Genomic DNA, 19,575 nt, shown 5'->3' on the forward strand with positions numbered 1-19,575 from the left:
CGCCTCCCGCGCGAAATGCGGGAGGCGGTAGGAAAGGCATTGTCCGATGCGCTTCAGCCATTTCTTCATCCGCCGGCCCATATTCGCAGGCGTGATCGCGATCATCATCACGATCATCGGCGCCTTCGCCTATTTGGGCCTGCCGATCTCGCAGTTCCCCGATATCGTCCCGCCGACCGTGACGGTGAGCGCGAACTACCCCGGTGCTTCCGCTGAAACCGTGGCCGATACGGTCGCCGCACCGATCGAGCAGCAGATCAACGGCGTCGATAACATGCTCTACCAGTCGTCGCAATCGACCGGCGACGGGCGGTTGACGATCACCGTCACCTTCAAGCTCGGCACCGATCTCGATTCCGCGCAGGTGCTGGTGCAGAACCGCGTTGCGCTCGCCGAGCCGAGCCTGCCGGAAGAGGTGCGCCGGCAGGGCGTCGTCGTCCGCAAGACCTCGCCGTCGTGGCTGATGGCGGTGAACGTCCTGTCGCCCGACAATTCGCTCGACCGCAGCTATGTCTCCAACTACGCGCTCACGCAGATCAAGGATCGGCTGACCCGCGTCGACGGCATCGGCGATGTGCAGGTGTTCGGCGCGCGCGATTATGCGATGCGCGTCTGGATCGATCCCGGCCGCGCCGCCGCGCTCGGGCTCACCGCGGGCGAGATCGTCTCCGCGCTGCGTTCGCAGAATATTCAGGTCGCGGCCGGAACCATCGGTCAGCCGCCGTTCGATACGGGCGCCGCGCAGCAGCTCAGCGTGGAGACGCAGGGCCGTTTCAAGACCGCCGACGAATTCGCCGACATCATCGTGCGTACCGACGCCTCGGGCGCGATCACCCGCGTGCGCGACATCGCGCGCGTCGAACTCGGCGCGGAGGATTATGGCGTCAATGCCTACCTCTCGGGGCAGGATTCGATCATCATGGGGATCACCCAGCGCCCGGGCACCAATGCGCTCGCGGCGGCCGAAGGGATCAAGGCCGAACTCGCCGAAGCCGCGAAGAGCTTTCCACAGGGACTCGAATACCGGATCATCTGGAACCCCACCGAATTCATCAGCGAATCGATGAGCGCGGTGCAGGCGACCCTGTTCGAAGCAGCCCTGCTCGTCGTCGTCGTCATCCTTGTGTTCCTGCAAAGCTGGCGCGCGGCGATCATTCCGATCATCGCGATTCCGGTTTCGCTGATCGGCACGTTCGCGGTGCTCGCAGGCCTCGGCTATTCGCTAAACACGCTGTCGATGTTCGGCCTTGTGCTCGCCATCGGCATCGTCGTCGACGACGCGATCGTCGTCGTCGAGAATGTCGAGCGTAATCTCGAACACGGCCTCTCGCCACGCGAGGCATCGCACCGTTCGATGGATGAAGTCTCCGCCGCACTGGTCGCGATCGTTCTGGTGCTCTGCGCCGTGTTCGTGCCGACGACCTTTCTCACCGGCATCACGGGTGAATTCTACCGCCAGTTCGCCGTCACGATCGCCAGCGCGACGATCATCTCGCTTGTGCTGTCACTCACTTTGTCGCCCGCGCTTGCCGCACTGCTGCTGCGGCCAAAGGCGGAAACCGCGCCTGAATCCGGCTGGCGCCGCCGCGCGTGGCTTGCGGGCGCGTGGTTCAACCGCAACTTCGATCGGTTGAGCGAACGCTACGGCAGCCTTACCCGCCGGCTTGCGGCGGCACCAAAGCGCGTCTTCCTGGTCTACGGCGGCCTCGTCCTCGCGGCGGGCGGACTGTTCTGGGCGACCCCGGCCGGGTTCATCCCCGCACAGGATCAGGGCTATGCGCTTGCAGCGATCCAGCTTCCGCCGGGCAGTTCGATCGAACAGACCGATCGCGTGCTGAAGAAGGCCGTTGCGAAACTGCTGGAGGTGCCGGGCACCGAAGCAGCGGTGATGTTCTCCGGCTTCGACGGCGCCTCGCAGACGCAGGCGTCGAACGCCGCCGCTGCCTATGTCACGTTCAAGCCTTTCGCGCAGCGCGCCAAAACCGGCCGCACCGAGGCCGCAATCGAGAACGACATGCGCGCCGCACTCGCTGATCTCAACGAAGCGTTCGTATTCGTTGTGCCGCCGCCCGTCATTCAGGGCATCGGCAACGGCGGCGGCTGGCGCATGATGGTGCAGGACCGGAGCGGTGCGGGCTATCAGGCGCTCGAACAGGCGGCAGGCGGCGTGATCGGTTCGGCGCATCAGGCGAAGGAACTCGCCAACGTGCGCACGCTGTTCAACACCGCGACGCCGCGCATCTATGCCGATATCGATCGCGCCAAGGCGGACATGCTCGGCGTGCCCGCGACGCGCGTGTTCGAGGCGATGCAAGTCTATCTCGGCTCGGCCTACGTCAACGACTTCAACCTGCTCGGCCGCACCTTCCGTGTCACCGCGCAGGCCGACGCGCCGTTCCGCGACGACGCCTCCGACATCGCGCAACTGAAGACGCGTTCGAACGGCGGCGGCATGGTGCCGATCGGCGCTGTCGCGACCTTCGAGGATCGCACCGGCCCCTACCGCGTGACGCGCTACAACCTGTTTCCGGCGGTCGAGATCGACGGCGACACCGCGCCGGGCGCCTCCACCGGTCAGGCGCTCGCGCAGATGGAAACGATCGCGGAAGATCTGCCGCAGGGTTTCGCGGCGGAATGGACCGATCTCGCCTTCCAGCAGAAGGCGGCGGGCAATATCGCGGCGCTGATCTTCGGCCTGTCGGTGGTGTTCGTGTTCCTCGTGCTCGCGGCGCAGTTCGAAAGCCTGATGCTGCCGCTTGCGATCATCCTCATCGTGCCGATGACGCTGCTCGCGGCGATGCTGGGCGTGAACCTGCACGGGCTCGACAACAATATCCTGACGCAGATCGGACTCATCGTGCTGATCGGCCTTGCCGCGAAGAACGCGATTCTGATCGTCGAGTTCGCGAAGCAGGCCGAGGAGAGGGGCCTTGCCCCGCGCGCGGCGGCGGTCGAGGCGGCGCGGGCACGACTTCGTCCGATTCTGATGACGAGCTTCGCGTTCATCCTCGGCGTGCTGCCGCTGATGATGGGTTCGGGGCCAGGATGGGAGCTGCGTCAGGCACTCGGCACGGCGGTGTTCTACGGCATGATTGGTGTCACCGCCTTCGGCCTCGTCTTCACCCCCGTGTTCTACGTCGCGAGCCGCAGCCTCGGCGAACGGTTCAGGCGTCGCACTTCCCCTGCATTGCAACTCGCCGAATAAGAAAGGCGCAAGCTTATGTTCCGCAATCTGATGATCGCCGCCTCCGCGCTCGCGCTCGCCGCCTGCGCGACCGGCCCTAACTATGCCGCCCCCGAGACGCCGTCAGCTTCCGCCGGCGCGTTCGTCGCGGCGACCCCCGCCGTCGATACGCTCGCGCCGGTGAAGGCCGATTGGTGGCGTCTCTACGACGACCCCATGCTCGACCGATTGGTTGCCGACGCCATCGCCGCGAATACGGATGTGCGCGTTGCAGTCGCGCGGTTGGAGAAGACACGCGCCGCGCTCCGCGAAGTCCGCACCGACCGGCTGCCGGACGTTGGCGTCGGCGCGAGTGCCACCTACGGCCGCCTGCCCGAAAGCCAGCGCGGCTCCGGCGCGCCCCGCGAGGACTGGTCCATCGATGCTGGGCTCGACGTCGCCTACGAGGTCGACCTGTTCGGCCGCGTCTCGCGCGGGATCGAGGCCGCGCGCGGCGATCTCGGCGCTGCCGAGGCCGATCTCGAAGCAGTGCGCGTTTCGGTGGTCGCCGAAACGACGCGCGCCTATGCGACGGCTGCTGCCGCAGGCGAGCAGATCGCCGTGGCAGAGCGCATCGTGGAATTGCTCGATCGATCGCTCCGCGTCACCGACAGGCGGCGCGCGGTGGGGCTCACCACCAGTCTCGACGTCGCGCGCATCGCCACGCTGCGCAATCAGCGTCAGGCTGAAATTCCGGCACTCACAGCGGAACGCAATGCGGCACTATTCCGCCTCGCCACACTCACCGGTCGCACACCTGCCGACCTGCCGCCGATCGCGGCGGAGCGCGTCTCCACCCTCCGGCTCGACACGCCGATCCCGGTCGGCGACGGCGCGCAACTTCTCGCGCGCCGCCCGGACATCCGCGCCGCCGAACGCCGCCTCGCCGCCGCGACGGCGCGCATCGGCGTCGCCACCGCCGATCTCTATCCGCGCATCAGCCTCGGCGCGTCGATCGGCTCGACCGGGCCGGACATCGGCGACGTATTCGGCGGCGGGCCGCTTCGCTGGCTGCTCGGCCCACTCATCAGCTGGTCGTTCACCGATCACGAGCGCGCCCGCGCCCGCGTCGCCGGTGCGGAGGCAGACACACGCGCGGCGCTCGCGGGTTTCGACGGCACCGTTCTGCGTTCGCTCGAGGAAACCGAAACGGCACTCTCGGCCTATGCGAGCGCGCTCGACCGGCGCACGGCGCTGAAGGCCGCCCGCGACGCCGCCGAACAGGCTGCGCGCATCGTCCGCGCACAGCAGCGGGAAGGGCAGGTGGACAGCCTCGCCCTTATCGACGCGGAACGCACCTTCGCCGAAGCCGAGGCGCAACTCGCCGCGATCGACGCGGGCATCGCGGACGCGCAGATCAACCTGTTCAAGGCGCTCGGCGGCGGCTGGAACGCGGGGTCCACCGCGTATGCGGCCGCCCTGCCGTAAACGCGTTCAGCCTCCGCTCATCAACGGGCGCAAAGGATGCGGCGCGATGGCGGACGAGATCATGAAACGCGGCGGCATGAGCGTTTTGAAGGTGAAGGGGCTGCTGTGCGCTGCGCTCCTCGCGCTCGCATACGTATCTCCAGCGCACGCCGAGGCGCCGAATCGCATCACCAACGTCACCGTCTACGGCAACGAACCCTGCCCCAAGGGCGACGGCGACGAGATCGTCGTGTGCGCGCGGGAGCCCGAGGGCGAGCAGTACCGCATTCCCAAGCGCCTGCGCGAAACGAAGAAGAACGACCCGCCCTCGCAGTCGTGGACGGCGCGCGTGCGCACGCTCGACGAGGCGAGCCGCCCCTCGATGCCGAACAGCTGCTCGGCGGTTGGTTCCGGCGGGCAGACCGGCTGCACCATGGAAATGCTGCGGCAATGGTTCGCCGAGCGGCAGGCCGCCAAGGCGAAGGCGGCGGGCGTTCCTTAAACGGCGAGCTGCTTTTCGAGCGCGTCCAGAACCCGGTAGCACGGCATCACCTGCGCCACGCTGGCGTTCGGCTCGCGCCCTTCGCGGATCGCGGCGACGAATTCGCGGTCCTGCAGCTCGATGCCGTTCATCGAAACGTCGACCTTCGACACGTCCACAACCTCGTCGCGTCCCGTCACGAGATCGTCGTAGCGCGCGATCCATGTGCCATTGTCGCAGATGTAGCGGAAGAAGGTGCCGAGCGGCCCGTCGTTGTTGAAGGATAGCGACAGCGTGCAGATCGCGCCGCTTTCGCTTTTCAGCTGGATCGACATATCCATGGCGATGCCGAGGTCCGGATGGCGCGGGCCTTCAACTGCGTTCGCCTGCACGATCGGCCCGGCCTGATAGGCGAACAGATCTATGGTGTGCGCGGCATGGTGCCAGAGCAGGTGATCCGTCCAGCTGCGCGGCTCGCCCTTGGCGTTGATGTTCTTCCGGCGGAAGAAATAGGTCTGCACATCCATCTGCTGGATGCTGATCTCGCCCGCCTTGATCTTGTTGTGGATATACTGGTGGCTCGGGTTGAAGCGCCGCGTGTGACCCACCATCGCGACGAGGCCGGTTTCCTGCTGCGCCTTCAGCACCGCTTCGCCTTCGGCGAGCGTGTCGCAGAGCGGGATTTCCACCTGCACGTGCTTGCCTGCCTCCAGGCACTGGATCGCCTGGCTGGCGTGAAGCTGAGTCGGCGTCGCCAGGATCACGGCGTCGAGGCCGGGCAGCGCGAGCGCTTCGGCGAGGTTGGTTGCGGCGTGCCCGATTCCGTATTTCGCGGCAACGGCGCGCGTGGGCTCCAGCGTGCGCCCGACGACCGAAATAACGTCGACACCGTCGATCTGCCGAAGCGCATCGAGATGCTTTTCGCCGAATGCACCGGCGCCTGCGAGGGCGATCTTCATGGGGTCTCCTTGGTTCGTCTCAGGCGGGTTCGAGCACGATGTGCCCGACCGCGGTGTTGCTGGCAGGGACGTGATAGTGGCGGTGCAGTTCTTTCACATGGCTCCCGAGCGCGCCGCGCATGATGAGCCACATGACGAGTTCGATGCCTTCCGATCCCGCCTCGCGCAGATATTCGATGTGCGGCATGTGGCGGAGCGCTTCGGGGTCGCTGGTGAGCCGGTCGAGAAACGCCTGATCCCATGCCTTGTTGATAAGCCCCGCGCGCGGCCCCTGAAGCTGATGGCTCATGCCGCCCGTGCCCCATATCTGCACGTTCAGGTCTTCGGGGAAACTCTCCACCGCGCGCGCGATCGCTTCGCCGAGCATCCAGCAGCGGTTGCCCGATGGCGGTGGATAGGTGACGACGTTGACCGCGATGGGTACGACCCGCGCCGGCCATTGGCTCACCTCGCCGAAGATCAGCGACAGCGGCACGGTCAGCCCGTGGTCGACCGTCATCTCGTTGATCATGGTAAGGTCGAATTCGTCGAGGACACAGCACTGCGCGATATGCCAGGCGAGATCGGCGTGGCCCTTCACCGGCGGCACGGGGCGCGGCCCCCAGCCTTCGTCGGCGATGGCGTATTCGTCCGCGCATCCGATCGCGAACGTCGGGATGATCTTCATATCGAAGGCCGAAGCGTGATCGTTGTAGACGAGCACGACGACGTCGGGCTTTTCTCGCGCCTGATACTGCTTCACCCAGTCGTAACCGGCGAACACCGGCTTCCAGTAATCCTCGTTCGTCTTGCCGAGATCGATCGCGGCGCCGATCGCGGGAACGTGGCTCGTCGTGATTCCGGCGGTGATGCGCGCCATGTTCAGCGTCCCTCCCGTATCGAGCGCACGCCTTCGGGCGAGCGGCCGCCGCCCAGCATCATGGCGGCGTATTCGTCCTGCGACATGCCCGTCATCGATCCTGCCGCGTACTGGAAGCTCTTGCCGTCGGTCGCGAAGATCTTGGCGAGGAAATAGATGTTGCCCCCCTCGTCGAGCATCGCGTTGTAATCGCGCGCCCGCACGGCGGCCTTTTGTGCGTCGGTGAGCGGCCATTCGGAGAGATAGGCGCTTTCGTCCGCCTTGAAGCGTTCGCGGTTCTCCGCCTTCATCAGGCTCATCGCGAACTGGTTCAGGTGATAACCTTTGCGGGCGCGTACGGCGGTGTAAACGCGCGTTCCCGGTATGTCGTCGAATTCGGCGAGATAGGCGTGGATATCATATGTCACAGCCCGCGGCCTTTCAGCAGTGCGTCGAGTCTTGGAAACACGCGGCGCACGTTGCCTTCGAAGATCGCATGGCGGTCCGCGTCGCTGATCGGCAGCGCATCGACATAGCGCTTGGTGTCGTCGAAATACTGGCCCGTGGTCGGATCGATGCCGCGCACGGCGCCCACCATCTCGCTGCCGAACAGGATGTTCTTGGTGTCGATCACGTCCGCGAGCAGGTTGATGCCGGGTTGGTGATAGACGCAGGTATCGAAGAACACGTTGTTCATCAGGTGCGTGGCAAGGTCCGGCTTCTTCAGCATGTCGGCGAGCCCGCGATAGCGGCCCCAATGATAGGGAACCGCGCCGCCGCCGTGCGGAATGATGAAGCGCAGCGTAGGGAAGTCGCGGAACAGGTCGCCTTCGATCAATTGCATGAAGGCGATCGTATCGGCGGCGATGTAGTAGGCGCCCGTCGCGTGCAGCCCCGGATTGCACGATCCCGAAACGTGGATCATCGCGGGCACGTCGAGTTCGCACATCTTTTCGTAGATCGGATACCAGGAACGGTCGGTGAGCGGCGGGTGTTTGAAATGTCCGCCGCCGGGGTCTGGATTGAGATTGCAGCCGACGAAGCCGAGTTCGTTCACGCAGCGATCCAGTTCGGCGACCGATGCGGCAAGATCGGCCGCGGGGGACTGCGGCAACATGCAGACGCCCACGAACGTTTCCGGGTAAAGATGCGCAACGCGCCCGATGAGATCGTTGCACGCGCGCGACCACGCGATGCTGACGGCCTCGTCGCCCACATGATGCGCCATTGCCGAGGCGCGCGGCGAAAACAGCGTTATGTCCGCGCCGCGTTCGCGGATCAGCCGTAACTGGTTCGTCTCGATGCTCTCGCGGATGTCGTCGTCGGACACGGCAGGGTAGGGCGGCGGCGCGCTGCCCGCCTTGAACGCCGCCTTCTGCGCCTCGCGCCATGCGTTGTGGGGCTCGGGGGCCGTCGTGTAATGGCCGTGGCAATCGATCACGAGCGTCATGCGGGGTCTTTCAGGTTATCGAGCGCGGCCAGCTTCGCCGCGAGTCCTTCCGGCGGCACGATACCGAGTGTGCCGAGCGCGCGATGCCGGGCGATCGTGCCGCGCGTCATCAGCGGGGCGACGCCAAGGTCTTCGAGCGTGCGCGCCGATTCCTCCATCTCGGCGGCGCGGCGCAGCCCATGCGCCAGCATCCGTTCGAGGTTGTAGTCGGCCTTCTGCGTCCAATCTCCGCCGAGCGACGAAAGCACCTCGTCAACGACTCCTGCCCGGTGCGCGGCGAGCACGCATTCGGCGGTCAGCGCCTCGATGCCCTTCACCATCACTGATCGGATCATCTTGATCGCGGAGGCATCGCCGACGCGCGTGCCGACACAGCGCACATCCTGGAAGCCGAGCCCCTGCAGCACGGCGGCGCCCGCTTCAGCATGGGGGCCGGACAGCAGCAGCGGGGCAGAGGTGCGTTTGGGATGAACGGGCGCCATCACCGCGACATCGACATAGCGCCCGTCCGCAGCGGTCACCGCCGTTTCGGCCATGCGCTTGGTTTCGGGCGAAACGCTGTTCATATCGAACCACAGCGCATCTGCCGGGAGATGGCGGGCATAATCCTGCGCGGCCGCGAGCGCCGCATCCGCCGTCACGAGCGACAATGCCGCCGGTGTCTCCGCAAGCGCCGCGTCCGCGCTTCCATATCCGGTCACGCCGTGCCGCGCGTAATCCGCGAGTTTCGCGGCGCGCGTTTCCGCGGCCTCGGTCTTGATGTCAAAGGTCGCGGCGTCGTCAGCCCAGCCCGCTGCCGCCGCAAACGCTTGCGCGGCTTCGCCGAAACCGATGAGGGCGATCTTGTGAGCCATGCCGGGCATATGCGCACGGGGGCGCACGGCCCGCTAATCGGAACGGGGCAGGGGGTATAGGTTTTATCGAACTCAGAGTGTTTCGGCGCAGTTCCGCAAGGCTTCCAGGAATGCCTGCTGCGCGGCCGTGGGCCGCCACCCTGTGCGGGTGGTGATGCCGATCGTGCGTTTTAGGCCCGGCGGCGTGTCGCAGAGCTTCACGAGCCAGCCGGCTTCCAGTTCGACCGAGACCTGATCGCGCGACAGCAGCGTCAGGAAGTCGCTTTCGAGCAGGATCTGCCGGATCGTCATCACCGATCCGCATTCGACGGGCACTTCGGGCACGGCAACGCCCGCATCCGCGAACATCTTCTCCCACTGCGCGCGCAGCGGCGTTCCCGGCGCGGCGATCGTCCACGGATAGCGCGCGAGCGCCGCGATATCCGGTCTCTTTGCCTTCGTCAGCGGGTGGTCGGCGCGCGAGACGACGATCGGGTGGTCGTCGAACAGCGGCTGCTGCACCACGTCGCCGCCGGCTTCGGGCGTGCGCAGTGCACCGACCAGAAGGTCGAGTTCGCCGTCGCGCAGCGGCTCGATCAACTCCGCGTGCGAGCCTTCGACGATGGCGGCGGTGATGCCGGGATGGGTGCGGTGGAACGCGGTGATGGCGCCCGGCAGCAGCCGTGCGCGCGATAGCGGCATGGCGCCGATGGCGATGCGTCCGCTTTCGCGGCCTCTCAGCGTGCCCAGTTCCGAAAGCGCGGCGGCGAGTTCCGCGCGGGCGAGGCGGAACGCACGCACCGTGCGTTTTCCGCCCGCCGTCAGCACCACGCTGCGCCCGCGCCGCTCGACGAGCGTCCGTCGCAGCGCCACCGACAGGTCGTGGACCGCGCGGTGCAGCGAAGGTTCCGCAAGGCCGGTCGCGAGGCTTGCCCCTGCGTAGCTGCCGCCTTCCGCAACCGCGAGCAGCGCGCGGAATTGTGCCATCGTCACGCGCGGTGATCCGATGTGCGCGAGCGCTGCATCCGCCCGCGCGGCCAACAACTGCCCGGCCTCGGTCGGCAGCATCCCCGAAGGGATGCGATCGAACAGCGCCAGCCCCAGCCGGTCCTCCAGCCGCGCCAGCGCCTCGGTGATCGCTGGCTGCGTAAGCCCGATGATGCGCGCCGCCGCCGATATGCTGCCCGCGCGCGCGACGATGGCGTGGGCGCGAAGGTGGCGGAGATTGAAGTCCCAGTAGCGCATATGTTGATGATTAGCATCAGCCTATGGGCTGTGCACAGTTCCGAATTGCAGGCATTGCCGCTGCGGCGCATCGCTTTTCCCGCAAAGAGCGGGAGAGCCTATGTCCGGAATCGTCGTCCAGACCATCGCGCGCGCGGACGCCGCCGTGATCGACGGCCTCGCGCGCTGCGGTGTCGCCACCGTGCACGAGGCGCAGGGGCGCACAGGCCTCCTCGGCAGCCGTCTCCGCCCCATTTATGCAGGCGCGCGCATCGCGGGCTCGGCGGTGACGATTTCGGCGCCTCCGGGCGACAACTGGATGGTTCACGTCGCGATCGAGCAGCTACAGCCCGGCGACATCCTCGTACTCGCGCCGACGAGCCCCTGCGAAGACGGCTATTTCGGCGATCTGCTGGCAACCTCGGCGATGGCGCGCGGTTGCCGGGGCCTCATTATCGATGCGGGCGTGCGCGACGTGCGTGATCTCACAGAAATGGGTTTCCCGGTCTGGTCGAAGGCCGTGTTCGCGCAAGGCACGGTAAAGGCGACGCTCGGCTCGGTGAATGTGCCCATCGTCTGCGCCGGCGCGGCGATCCAGCCGGGCGACGTCATCGTCGCGGACGACGACGGCGTCTGCGTCGTGTCCTCTGCATCGGCCGCCGAAACGCTCGCGAAGGCCGAGGCCCGCGAGGCCGCGGAGACCGCCAAGCGCGAACGCCTTGCTGCCGGAGAACTCGGTCTCGATATCTATTCCATGCGCGAAAAGCTCGCGGCGATGGGCCTCAAATATGTCTGATGGCGTCCGCTGCATGTGGATGCGCGGCGGCACGTCGAAGGGCGGCTATTTTCTCGGCAGCGATCTGCCGCAAGACCCTGCCTCGCGCGACGCGCTGCTGCTCCGCATCATGGGTTCGCCTGATCCGCGCCAGATCGATGGCATGGGCGGCGCCGATCCGCTCACCAGCAAGGTCGCCGTCGTTTCGAAATCCGCGCGGCCGGGCGTCGATGTCGATTATCTGTTCCTGCAGGTGTTCGTGGACGAGGCGATCGTCAGCGACGCGCAGAACTGCGGCAACATCCTCGCGGGTGTCGGCCCGTTCGCGATCGAGCGCGGATTGGTGACAGCCGAAGACGGCGAAACCCGCGTTTCCATCTACATGGAAAACACCGGCCAGATCGCCGTCGCGAGCGTCAGCACCCCCGGCTGCGTCGTCACATACGAAGGCGATGCCCGCATCGACGGCGCGCCCGGCGCCCACGCCCCCGTGCCGCTCGCCTTCCGCGATACGGCAGGCTCAAGCTGCGGTGCTTTGCTGCCCACCGGGAACGCGGCGGACAAGATCGAAGGCGTATCCTGCACGCTCATCGACAACGGTATGCCCTGCGTCGTGATGCAGGCGGCGGACGTCGGTGCCAGCGGCTACGAGAGCCGCGAGGAGCTCGATGCCGCGTCCGCGCTCAAGGCCCGGATCGAGGCGATCCGCCTCAAGGCCGGGCCGCTGATGAACCTCGGCGATGTTTCCGCGAAATCGGTGCCCAAGATGATGCTCGTGGCGCCCCCGCGCGCTGGTGGGGCGATCACCGTTCGCAGCTTCATCCCGCACCGTGCGCACGCGAGCATCGGCGTGCTCGGCGCGGTGAGCGTGGCGACTGCCTGCCTGATCGAAGGCTCTCCCGCCGCCGCCGTCGCCGCAGTGCCCGCCGGCGCGCGCAAGCGCATTTCGGTCGAGCATCCCACGGGCGAGATGAGCTGCGTGCTCGAGGTCGACGAGAGCGGAACCGTGACCAGCGCGGCACTGCTCCGCACGGCGCGCAAGCTGATGGACGGGGTGGTATTCTGATGGCACGCAGCAAGACCTGGGTCGATTTCCCATCGAAGCCGAAATGGACGCCGCCGCCCGGCGCGGTCGATGCGCATGTCCACGTGTTCGGCCCCGAAGCCGAATTCCCGTTCAGCCCGCTCGCCAAATATCACCCCGAGGACGCAACGCCCGAGATGCTGTTCGCACTCCGCGATCACCTCGGCTTTTCGCGCAACGTCATCGTGCAGGCGAGCTGCCACGGCACGGACAATGCCGCGACACTGAATGCCATAGCCAAATCCACCGGTCGCGCGCGCGGCGTCGCTGTCGTCGATCCCGATATCGGTCTCGACGCGCTCAAGCGCCTGCACGCGGGCGGCATCCGGGGCATACGCTTCAACTTCCTGAAGCGCCTCGTCGACAATGCACCGAAGGATAAATTCATCGAGGTCGCGAAACGCATCGCGCCGCTCGGCTGGCACGTCGTCGTCTATTTCGAGGCGGACATCCTCGAAGAGCTGATTCCCTTCCTCGAAGCCATCCCTACCACCATCGTCGTCGATCACCTCGGACGGCCGGATATCGCGCAGGGGCCGAACGGCGCCGACATCGCCGCCTTCAAGGCGCTGCTCGACAGCCACCCCAATATCTGGACCAAGGTCTCCGGGCCTGAGCGCCTGTCCCCGATGGGCCCGCCGTTCGACGATTTCGTTGAGGTCGTCCGTCCGATCGTCGAGCGCTACCCCGATCGCGTGCTCTGGGGCACCGATTGGCCGCACCCCAACATGGAACACCGCATCCCGGACGACGGTACGCTCGTCGATGTACTGCTCCGCATCGCGGTGACGGAGGACCTCCAGCACAAGCTCCTCGTCGCCAATCCCGAGCGGCTTTACTGGGCGGACTGACAGCTCGCATCTCGCTCCGCGCCATGCCATAGGGCAGCGGGTCTGGAGGAGTGAGCGCCATGGATGCAGAAACGTTCGGCCTGTTCCGCTCGGCCATCCGCCGTTTCGTCGACGCGCGCTTGATCCCGGCCGAAGACGCGGTCGAGGAGGCCGATGCCGTCCCCGATGCGATCGTGGACGAAATGCGCGAGATGGGCCTGTTCGGCATTTCCGTGCCCGAGGACTACGGCGGGCTTGGCTGCACCATGTCCGAAGAGGCCGCGCTCATCCGCGAGCTGACGCGCGCCTCCGTCGTTTTCCGTTCGGTGATCGGCACCACGCTCGGCATCGGCAGCCAGGGCATCGTCATAGACGGCACGGAGGCGCAGAAGCGCGAATGGTTGCCGAAGTTCGCGAGCGGCGCGGCGATCGCGAGCTTCTGCCTCACCGAGCCCGAGGCAGGCTCCGATGCCGCCTCGCTGCGCACCGCGGCGGTGCGCAACGGCGAGACCTACCGCATCACCGGCACGAAGCGCTTCATCACCAACGCGACGCGCGCGAACGTCTTCACGCTGATGGCGCGCACCGAGCCGGTGCAGGGCGCTGCCGGCATTTCCGCGTTCATCCTGCCTGCCGATACGCCCGGCATCACGCTCGGCAAGCCCGACAAGAAAATGGGCCAGAAGGGCTCGGTGACGACCGACGTGATCCTCGACGATGTCGTTGTCCCGGCCGCGAACATCATTGGCGGCGTGCCGGGGCGCGGCTTCAAGACCGCGATGAAGGTGCTGGATCGGGGCCGCATCCATATCTCCGCCGTCGCGCTCGGCATGTGCGACCGGCTGATCGAGATGAGCCTCGCCTACGCGGTCGAGCGCAAGCAGTTCGGCGAGCGCATCGCGAACTTCCAGCTTGTGCAGGCGATGCTCGCGGACATGAAGGTGGACCTGCTGACGACCGAGGCGCTGCTGCAATCGGTCGCCGCGAAGTTCGATGCGGGCGAGGCCGTCAGCCTCGAATGCTCGGCGCTGAAGCTCCATGCTTCCGAAGCCGTCGGCCGCATCGCTGACCGCGCCGTGCAGATCCATGGCGGCGCGGGCTACATGGCCGAATACAAGGTCGAACGCTTCTATCGCGATGTGCGCCTGCTCCGCATCTACGAGGGTACCTCGCAGATCCAGCAGACGATCATTGCAAAGCAGATGATCCGGCAGGCCGAAGCCTGAGCTGGCGTCAGCGCACGGTCACTTGTGCGCCTCGAACCAGCCGATGACCCCCGCCACCTTCTGCGCGAAGTGGCTCGGGAACATGCGGATGCCGTGGTTTTCCAACGGAACGCGCACGAACACGCTTTCGACCCCGTGATACTTGAGCGCAGCGAAATACTGCTCCGATTCCGAGATCGGCGTGCGGTAGTCGGCCTCGCCCGTCATCACCATGGTGGGCGTCTTCACCTTGTCCACCGAGGCGAGCAGCGAACGGCGACGGTAGTCGTCCGGTTGGCTCCACGGCGTGCCGAAGAAGAAGCCCTTGAAGACCAGCGGCAGGATGTCCGACGTGAGCGCCTGGCTCTGCCAGTCGATCACCGGATAGAGCACGGCGGCGGCGCGGAAGCGCTCGCTGCGCGCGATGAGCCACGCGGAGAGCGTGCCGCCGCCCGAACCGCCCGTCACATAAAGGCGCGACGTATCGATGAAGCCGCGCGCAGCGACGGCATCGACGCCGCTCATCAGGTCGTCGAACTCGTCGCCCGGAAACGCGTTCTCGATGAGATTGGCGTAGGGCTCGCCGTAGGAGGTGCTGCCCCGCACGTTGGGGTAGAAGACCACGTAGCCCGCAGCCGCCATCAGCTGCTTTTCGATGTCGAAGCGTGGGCCGTAGGCGGCGTTGGGGCCGCCGTGGATTTCCATGATCAGCGGGTATTTCTTCGCGGGGTCGAAATCCGGCGGATAGATCAGCCAGCCCTGCACGGGGAGGTCGCCCTTCGACGAGCGATAATTGATCTCCTCGACACGGCCGAGCGCGCGCCCGGCGAACAGCGCCTCGTTCAGCCCCGTGATCGAACGCGCCTTGCCGATGCCCGTGCCCGCGAGCGCGATATTGCCGCTCGAATCCGGGCTCGCCCACTGCATGGCGACGCGGCCGGTTCGTGAAACCGTGAAGGCGGGCGCTGCCGTATAGGCGATGTGCATCATGCCGAGCCCTTCGGCGATCTCGCGGCGCCCACCCTTCAGGTCGAAGAGTGCAAGCCGGTTCTCGCCGCGATCGGCGTAATAGGCATAGATACCGCGCCCGTCCGCGGCCCAGCGCGGCGCCATCACGTCGCGGTCGAGCGTGGCGGTAAGCACGCGGCGTTCGCCCGTGTTCGTGTCGAGCACCATCAGCCGCGTCGTCGTGTGCCAGCGTCCCGCCTCGTCGGCGCCGATGTAGGCAATGTACCGCCCGTCGGGCGAAACCTGCGGGGAGGCTTCGGGGCCGTCGCGGTCGATCAGTGTCTTCATCGCGCTGCCGTCCACCGGGAGCAGGTAGAGCCCCGTGTCGAACATCTTGCCCTTCAGGATGGCGTTCTCGTCGTTGCGGTTGAGCGCCACGACGAGTCCCTTGCTGTCCGCCGTCCACGCGTAGGGGCTGCCGATGAGGGGGAATTCGCCCGTATCGTCGCGCGTGATCTGGCGGGGCGTGCCGCCGCTCGCTGCGACCGTGAAGATATGCATCTGGCCGGGCGGGATGATGCCCGCGCCGTCCTGGCGGTACAGGGCCTTGTCGACGACGATCGGCCCCGGCTTCCACGTCGCGCCGGGCGGCGGCGTGATGGGCGTGCCGTAGCTCTTCGGCGCGGCGGGAACGTGCATTGCGTAGGCGAGCGTCCTGCCGTCCGGCGACCATTCGAGGCCCATCGGCGTGCCGGGGAAGCCGCCGATCGTGGTCTCGACGCCGCTCTCCATCCAGCGCACGACGATCTGGCGCGCGCCGGCGCGCGTGGCGACGAAGGCAAGCCGCTTGCCGTCCGGCGACCAGCGCGGATCGCTCGCCGCGTCCTCGATCTTGGTGAGCGGCACATGGTTGCGGCCGTCGGCATCGATCAGCCACAGCATCGGCTGGTACGCGTCCGTCACCATATCGGCCTTTATGCGCACGTAAGCGATGCGCGTGCCGTCCGGGGATATCTGCGGATCGTTTCCGGCCTCGAGCGCAAACACGTCGATCGGCTGCAGCGGGGGCTTGTCCGCGGCGTGCGCCGGCGCCGCGACGGGGGCGGTGAAAACGGCCAGCGCTGCAAGCGTCGTGAGCGATGTCGTCCGGAAACTGGCCCTCAGCATATATCCCCCTTCCAAATATTGATCAAAGATCATAATTTTATATTCGTCGACGTCAATCACGCTACTGATGGCCCGCGACCTGCGTGCCGGACAGCCCGGATGCCGCGATGTCAAAAATGGGTGCCGTTTGGTCATGTGGAGCGGCGTCTCCCGACATTAGGGCGTGTGGGATGGGAAAGCGAAACACGGGAGGGTGAGGGATAATGAACAGGCAGGGCGCGATCATGCTTGCGGCATTGCTGATGCCGCTGGCGCAGGCGGCGGGCGCGGCGACCTATATTCAGGCGGGTAACCTGATCGATGGCAAAGCCGATGCGCCGCTTGGCCCGCACACGATCGTTGTCGACGAGGGGCGTATCGTGCGCGTGGCTGCCGGAAAGGTCGCGCCGGGTACTGGCGATACGCTGATCGACCTCTCGGGTCACAGCGTGATGCCCGGCCTCATGGACATGCACACGCATCTTTCCGCCGAAAGCGGCCCGGCGAGCTACACCGATCCCTTTTCGCTGGGACCGGCGGATTTCGCGTACAAGATCGAAAAATATGCACGTGTCACGCTGATGTCGGGTTTCACGCTCGTTCGCGATCTCGGCGATGCGTACGGCGTGTCGATCGCGCTGCGCAAGGCGATCGATCGCGGCGATGTCGTGGGGCCGCATATCCTCACTTCGGGCGCGCCGATCGCGTCGACGGGCGGTCACGGCGATCCCACGAACGGCATTTCGCCCGCGCTCGGCCTCAAGACGCCCGGCGCGACCGAAGGCGTCGTGGACAGCGCGGACGAGGCGCGCAAGGCGGTGCGCCAGCGCTACAAGGACGGCGCCGATCTCATCAAGATCACGGCGACCGGCGGCGTGATGAGCCTCGCGAAGAACAGCCAGAACGCGCAGTTCATGTCCGACGAGCTTGCCGCCATCGTCGCCACGGCGCGCGACTACGGGATGCATGTCGCCGCGCACGCGCATGGTCTCGATGGGTTGCGGCGCGCCGTCGCGGCCGGCGTCTCGACGATCGAGCACGGCACCTATCTCGACGACGAGACGATGCGGCAGATGAAGGCGAAGGGCATTTATCTCGTGCCGACGCTGATGGCCGGGGACTGGATCACCGAGAAAGCAAAAACGCCGGGCACGCTCCCCGATATCGTGCGGCCCAAGGCGGCGGCGATCGGCCCGCTGATGTCGGGCACGTTCGCGCGCGCCTACAGGCTCGGCGTGCCCATCCTCTTCGGCACCGACAGCGGCGTGTCCGCGCACGGCGACAACGCGCGCGAGTTCGAGCTGATGGTCGCGGCGGGGATGCCGCCGATGGCCGCGATCCGCGCCGCGACCTCGGAACCCGCGAAATTCCTCGGCATCGCCGACCGTCAGGGCAGCATCGCCGCGGGCATGGCGGCGGACATCATCGCGGTTCCCGGCAATCCGGTGCAGGACATCGCGCTGATGCGGAAGGTCGATTTCGTGATGATCGGCGGAAAAGTCGTCAAGCAGCCCTGATCATGTGGTTGACTCGTTATATGATCTTTGATCAATAATATCTCGCGGGTCTTCTCTGCCCGCAGCGTATCGGTCGTGTGCCTGAACACCGCCGATGGATCGGGACACGTATGACAGTTTTCAGTTCGACCCATGTTCTGGTGACCGCAGGCGCGTCCGGCATCGGCCGCGCGATCGCGGAACGGTTCGCCGATGCAGGCGCGCAGGTCCGTATCTGCGACGTCTCCGAAGACGCGATCGCGGCACTTGCCGAAGCACGCCCGGACATTGCCGCAACACGCGCGGACGTGTCCGACGAAGCCGACGTTGCCGCGCTGTTCGACGCTGTCGGCCCGAAGCTCGACGTCCTCGTCAACAACGCCGGCATCGGCGGCCCCAGAGGGCCGGTCGAGGATATCGAAGACGCCGAATGGGAACGCACGCTCGCCGTGAACCTCACCGGCGCAATGCGTGTGACGCGCCGTGCCATACGCCTGATGAAGCCTGCGGGGCAGGGCGCCATCGTCAACATTTCCACCGCCTCGGTACGCACCGGCCTTCCGAACCGGACTGCCTACGTTGCCTCGAAGGAGGGGCTGATGGGCTTCACGGCGAACCTTGCGCGGGAACTCGGTCCGCACAACATCCGCTGCAACGCGATCCTCCCCGGCCTCATCGACAATCCGCGCGGCCGCGCGCTCGTTGCGCGGGCGGCGGAGGAGCAGGGGCGCTCCGTGGCCGAGGTCGAGGCTGAGATGCTGCGCTTCGTCTCGATGCGGTGCTGGATCGACCCGGCGGAGATCGGCGACCTCGCGGTGTTCCTCGCGTCGCCGGCAGCGCGGCACATCACGGGACAGTTCATCGGTGTTTGCGGCGGCGCGGAGTGGGAAGGCTGAGCGCAGCAATGGACAGGAGCGGCAGCGGCGTCCTAAAGAAAAGCCGAAAGGGACATCGTCGATGACGACTGCTGCGCGCGCGACCCGGTTTGCACCGGTGCATCGCAATACATTGAAGGACCAGAGCTATTCGGAGCTCCGCCGTGCGCTCGTGACCGGCCGCTTCCAGCCGGGTGAGCACGTGACGGTGAAGCTGCTCGCCGAACAGCTCGGTTCCGGCATCATGCCCGTGCGCGAGGCCGTGCAGCGGCTGGTTGCCGAAGGCGCGCTCGTCAATCTGCCCAGCGGCCGGGTGTGCGTTCCCTCTTTGACGCGCGCGGAGTTCGACGAGATCATCGAGATCCGGATGCTCCTCGAACCGCACTGCTGCCGCAAAGCCGCGGCCGCCATGACCGATGCGATCTTCGCCGAGATATCGGAAGGGCAGGCGCGGCTTCGCGCCGCCGCCGCCGGCGAGAATCCGGAGGCGGCGCTTTGGGCAAACCACCAGTATCATTTCGGTATCTACCGCCAGGCGGGGTCGCGCCAGATGCTCGCACTCATCGAGTCCGTATGGCTGCGTTTCGGGCCCATGATGACGCACAGCCAGGCGGGCGGCGCCGGGGCGCAGGAATATCTGGAGGCTGAACTCAAGACGCAGGAAGAGTTGCTGGCCGCCCTCGCGGCGCACGACGGCGCGCGATCGGCGAAGCTGATGGCGAGCATCATTCAGTGCACGGCCCGCTGGTATCACAAATCGTACCTCTTCGCGGAGGATGTTGAGTAGTTTTGATCAAATAT

General features: G+C 66.5%; 17 protein-coding genes. 10 read left to right on the top strand and 7 right to left on the bottom strand.

Annotated elements, in window-relative coordinates:
• The first annotated feature begins 46 nt into the window (after positions 1 to 46).
• Genes ACFQ00_RS10335 through ACFQ00_RS10345 form a run of 3 tightly spaced genes read left to right on the top strand, consistent with a single transcriptional unit; the run spans position 47 to position 5,132 of the window.
• Positions 47 to 3,205 (top strand): efflux RND transporter permease subunit, encoded by a 3,159-nt coding sequence (locus ACFQ00_RS10335; protein ID WP_381489967.1) that lies wholly within the window; start codon positions 47 to 49, stop codon positions 3,203 to 3,205.
• 15 nt (positions 3,206 to 3,220) lie between these two features.
• The gene (locus ACFQ00_RS10340; RefSeq protein WP_381489970.1) at positions 3,221 to 4,651 is read left to right on the top strand and encodes an efflux transporter outer membrane subunit; all 1,431 of its coding nucleotides are present in this window, start codon (positions 3,221 to 3,223) and stop codon (positions 4,649 to 4,651) included.
• Between the two features lie 46 nt (positions 4,652 to 4,697).
• The gene (locus tag ACFQ00_RS10345; RefSeq protein ID WP_381489973.1) at positions 4,698 to 5,132 is read left to right on the top strand and encodes a hypothetical protein; all 435 of its coding nucleotides are present in this window, start codon (positions 4,698 to 4,700) and stop codon (positions 5,130 to 5,132) included.
• Here ACFQ00_RS10345 and ACFQ00_RS10350 read toward each other — a convergent pair.
• From ACFQ00_RS10350 to ACFQ00_RS10375, 6 genes are all read right to left on the bottom strand, one after another.
• Entirely contained in the window at positions 5,129 to 6,070 is a 942-nt protein-coding gene (locus ACFQ00_RS10350) for a Gfo/Idh/MocA family oxidoreductase (RefSeq protein ID WP_381489975.1), read from the bottom strand. The two genes, ACFQ00_RS10345 and ACFQ00_RS10350, sit on opposite strands and share 4 nt — an antisense overlap.
• Positions 6,071 to 6,089: 19 nt before the next feature.
• Positions 6,090 to 6,929, bottom strand: a complete 840-nt coding sequence (locus ACFQ00_RS10355; RefSeq protein ID WP_381489978.1) for a class III extradiol dioxygenase subunit beta — start codon at positions 6,927 to 6,929, stop codon at positions 6,090 to 6,092.
• A 2-nt stretch (positions 6,930 to 6,931) separates the two neighbouring features.
• A complete protein-coding gene (ligA, locus tag ACFQ00_RS10360) occupies positions 6,932 to 7,336 on the bottom strand; it encodes a protocatechuate 4,5-dioxygenase subunit alpha (protein ID WP_381489981.1) in 405 nt (134 codons plus the stop codon).
• Positions 7,333 to 8,358: an amidohydrolase family protein gene (locus ACFQ00_RS10365; protein WP_381489985.1), complete on the bottom strand. Its 1,026-nt coding sequence runs from the start codon at positions 8,356 to 8,358 to the stop codon at positions 7,333 to 7,335. Before ACFQ00_RS10365 ends, ligA begins: the two co-directional genes overlap by 4 nt.
• On the bottom strand, positions 8,355 to 9,212 hold the full coding sequence (locus tag ACFQ00_RS10370; RefSeq protein ID WP_381489988.1) for an NAD(P)-dependent oxidoreductase: 858 nt from the start codon (positions 9,210 to 9,212) through the stop codon (positions 8,355 to 8,357). The genes ACFQ00_RS10365 and ACFQ00_RS10370 overlap by 4 nt, the downstream gene beginning before the upstream one ends.
• Positions 9,213 to 9,284: 72 nt before the next feature.
• Positions 9,285 to 10,436 carry a LysR family transcriptional regulator gene (locus tag ACFQ00_RS10375; RefSeq protein ID WP_381489991.1) on the bottom strand — a complete coding sequence of 384 codons (1,152 nt, stop codon included), beginning with the start codon at positions 10,434 to 10,436 and terminating at the stop codon, positions 9,285 to 9,287.
• 100 nt (positions 10,437 to 10,536) lie between these two features.
• Here ACFQ00_RS10375 and ACFQ00_RS10380 point away from each other — a divergent pair, with 100 nt between their 5' ends.
• Genes ACFQ00_RS10380 through ACFQ00_RS10395 form a run of 4 tightly spaced genes read left to right on the top strand, consistent with a single transcriptional unit; the run spans position 10,537 to position 14,330 of the window.
• Positions 10,537 to 11,211, top strand: coding sequence for a 4-carboxy-4-hydroxy-2-oxoadipate aldolase/oxaloacetate decarboxylase (locus tag ACFQ00_RS10380; RefSeq protein WP_381489994.1), 675 nt, complete (start codon positions 10,537 to 10,539; stop codon positions 11,209 to 11,211).
• Complete coding sequence (locus ACFQ00_RS10385; protein ID WP_381489997.1) at positions 11,204 to 12,256, top strand: 4-oxalomesaconate tautomerase; 1,053 nt, start codon at positions 11,204 to 11,206, stop codon at positions 12,254 to 12,256. Before ACFQ00_RS10380 ends, ACFQ00_RS10385 begins: the two co-directional genes overlap by 8 nt.
• Positions 12,256 to 13,125 (top strand): amidohydrolase family protein, encoded by an 870-nt coding sequence (locus ACFQ00_RS10390; RefSeq protein WP_381490000.1) that lies wholly within the window; start codon positions 12,256 to 12,258, stop codon positions 13,123 to 13,125. The genes ACFQ00_RS10385 and ACFQ00_RS10390 overlap by 1 nt, the downstream gene beginning before the upstream one ends.
• A 59-nt stretch (positions 13,126 to 13,184) precedes the next feature.
• Positions 13,185 to 14,330, top strand: coding sequence for an acyl-CoA dehydrogenase family protein (locus tag ACFQ00_RS10395; RefSeq protein ID WP_381490004.1), 1,146 nt, complete (start codon positions 13,185 to 13,187; stop codon positions 14,328 to 14,330).
• An 18-nt stretch (positions 14,331 to 14,348) separates the two neighbouring features.
• Here ACFQ00_RS10395 and ACFQ00_RS10400 read toward each other — a convergent pair whose 3' ends face one another.
• Complete coding sequence (locus ACFQ00_RS10400) at positions 14,349 to 16,424, bottom strand: prolyl oligopeptidase family serine peptidase (RefSeq protein WP_381490007.1); 2,076 nt, start codon at positions 16,422 to 16,424, stop codon at positions 14,349 to 14,351.
• A gap of 203 nt (positions 16,425 to 16,627) precedes the next feature.
• Here ACFQ00_RS10400 and ACFQ00_RS10405 point away from each other — a divergent pair, with 203 nt between their 5' ends.
• The 3 genes from ACFQ00_RS10405 (at position 16,628) to ACFQ00_RS10415 (ending at position 19,561) form a co-directional block, all read left to right on the top strand.
• Positions 16,628 to 17,920 carry a metal-dependent hydrolase family protein gene (locus ACFQ00_RS10405; RefSeq protein WP_381490010.1) on the top strand — a complete coding sequence of 431 codons (1,293 nt, stop codon included), beginning with the start codon at positions 16,628 to 16,630 and terminating at the stop codon, positions 17,918 to 17,920.
• A 110-nt stretch (positions 17,921 to 18,030) separates the two neighbouring features.
• A complete protein-coding gene (locus ACFQ00_RS10410; RefSeq protein ID WP_381490013.1) occupies positions 18,031 to 18,795 on the top strand; it encodes an SDR family oxidoreductase in 765 nt (254 codons plus the stop codon).
• Positions 18,796 to 18,856: 61 nt separating this feature from the next.
• The gene (locus tag ACFQ00_RS10415) at positions 18,857 to 19,561 is read left to right on the top strand and encodes a GntR family transcriptional regulator (RefSeq protein ID WP_381490016.1); all 705 of its coding nucleotides are present in this window, start codon (positions 18,857 to 18,859) and stop codon (positions 19,559 to 19,561) included.
• Positions 19,562 to 19,575 lie beyond the last annotated feature (14 nt).

This window comes from Sphingosinicella xenopeptidilytica, assembly GCF_042676985.1.
Taxonomy (GTDB): domain Bacteria; phylum Pseudomonadota; class Alphaproteobacteria; order Sphingomonadales; family Sphingomonadaceae; genus Sphingosinicella; species Sphingosinicella xenopeptidilytica.

Bases quoted from the DNA above. Each gene is read 5' to 3' on its own strand.
- ACFQ00_RS10340 (WP_381489970.1), top strand. From the start codon at position 3,221: ATGTTCCGCAATCTGATGATCGCCGCCTCCGCGCTCGCGCTCGCCGCC.
- ACFQ00_RS10345 (WP_381489973.1), top strand. From the start codon at position 4,698: ATGGCGGACGAGATCATGAAACGCGGCGGCATGAGCGTTTTGAAGGTG.
- ACFQ00_RS10365 (WP_381489985.1), bottom strand. From the start codon at position 8,358: ATGACGCTCGTGATCGATTGCCACGGCCATTACACGACGGCCCCCGAG.
- ACFQ00_RS10350 (WP_381489975.1), bottom strand. From the start codon at position 6,070: ATGAAGATCGCCCTCGCAGGCGCCGGTGCATTCGGCGAAAAGCATCTC.
- ACFQ00_RS10400 (WP_381490007.1), bottom strand. From the start codon at position 16,424: ATGCTGAGGGCCAGTTTCCGGACGACATCGCTCACGACGCTTGCAGCG.
- ACFQ00_RS10390 (WP_381490000.1), top strand. From the start codon at position 12,256: ATGGCACGCAGCAAGACCTGGGTCGATTTCCCATCGAAGCCGAAATGG.
- ACFQ00_RS10410 (WP_381490013.1), top strand. From the start codon at position 18,031: ATGACAGTTTTCAGTTCGACCCATGTTCTGGTGACCGCAGGCGCGTCC.
- ACFQ00_RS10375 (WP_381489991.1), bottom strand. From the start codon at position 10,436: ATGCGCTACTGGGACTTCAATCTCCGCCACCTTCGCGCCCACGCCATC.
- ACFQ00_RS10385 (WP_381489997.1), top strand. From the start codon at position 11,204: ATGTCTGATGGCGTCCGCTGCATGTGGATGCGCGGCGGCACGTCGAAG.
- ACFQ00_RS10395 (WP_381490004.1), top strand. From the start codon at position 13,185: ATGGATGCAGAAACGTTCGGCCTGTTCCGCTCGGCCATCCGCCGTTTC.
- ACFQ00_RS10415 (WP_381490016.1), top strand. From the start codon at position 18,857: ATGACGACTGCTGCGCGCGCGACCCGGTTTGCACCGGTGCATCGCAAT.
- ACFQ00_RS10335 (WP_381489967.1), top strand. From the start codon at position 47: ATGCGCTTCAGCCATTTCTTCATCCGCCGGCCCATATTCGCAGGCGTG.
- ACFQ00_RS10405 (WP_381490010.1), top strand. From the start codon at position 16,628: ATGAACAGGCAGGGCGCGATCATGCTTGCGGCATTGCTGATGCCGCTG.
- ACFQ00_RS10370 (WP_381489988.1), bottom strand. From the start codon at position 9,212: ATGGCTCACAAGATCGCCCTCATCGGTTTCGGCGAAGCCGCGCAAGCG.
- ACFQ00_RS10380 (WP_381489994.1), top strand. From the start codon at position 10,537: ATGTCCGGAATCGTCGTCCAGACCATCGCGCGCGCGGACGCCGCCGTG.
- ACFQ00_RS10355 (WP_381489978.1), bottom strand. From the start codon at position 6,929: ATGGCGCGCATCACCGCCGGAATCACGACGAGCCACGTTCCCGCGATC.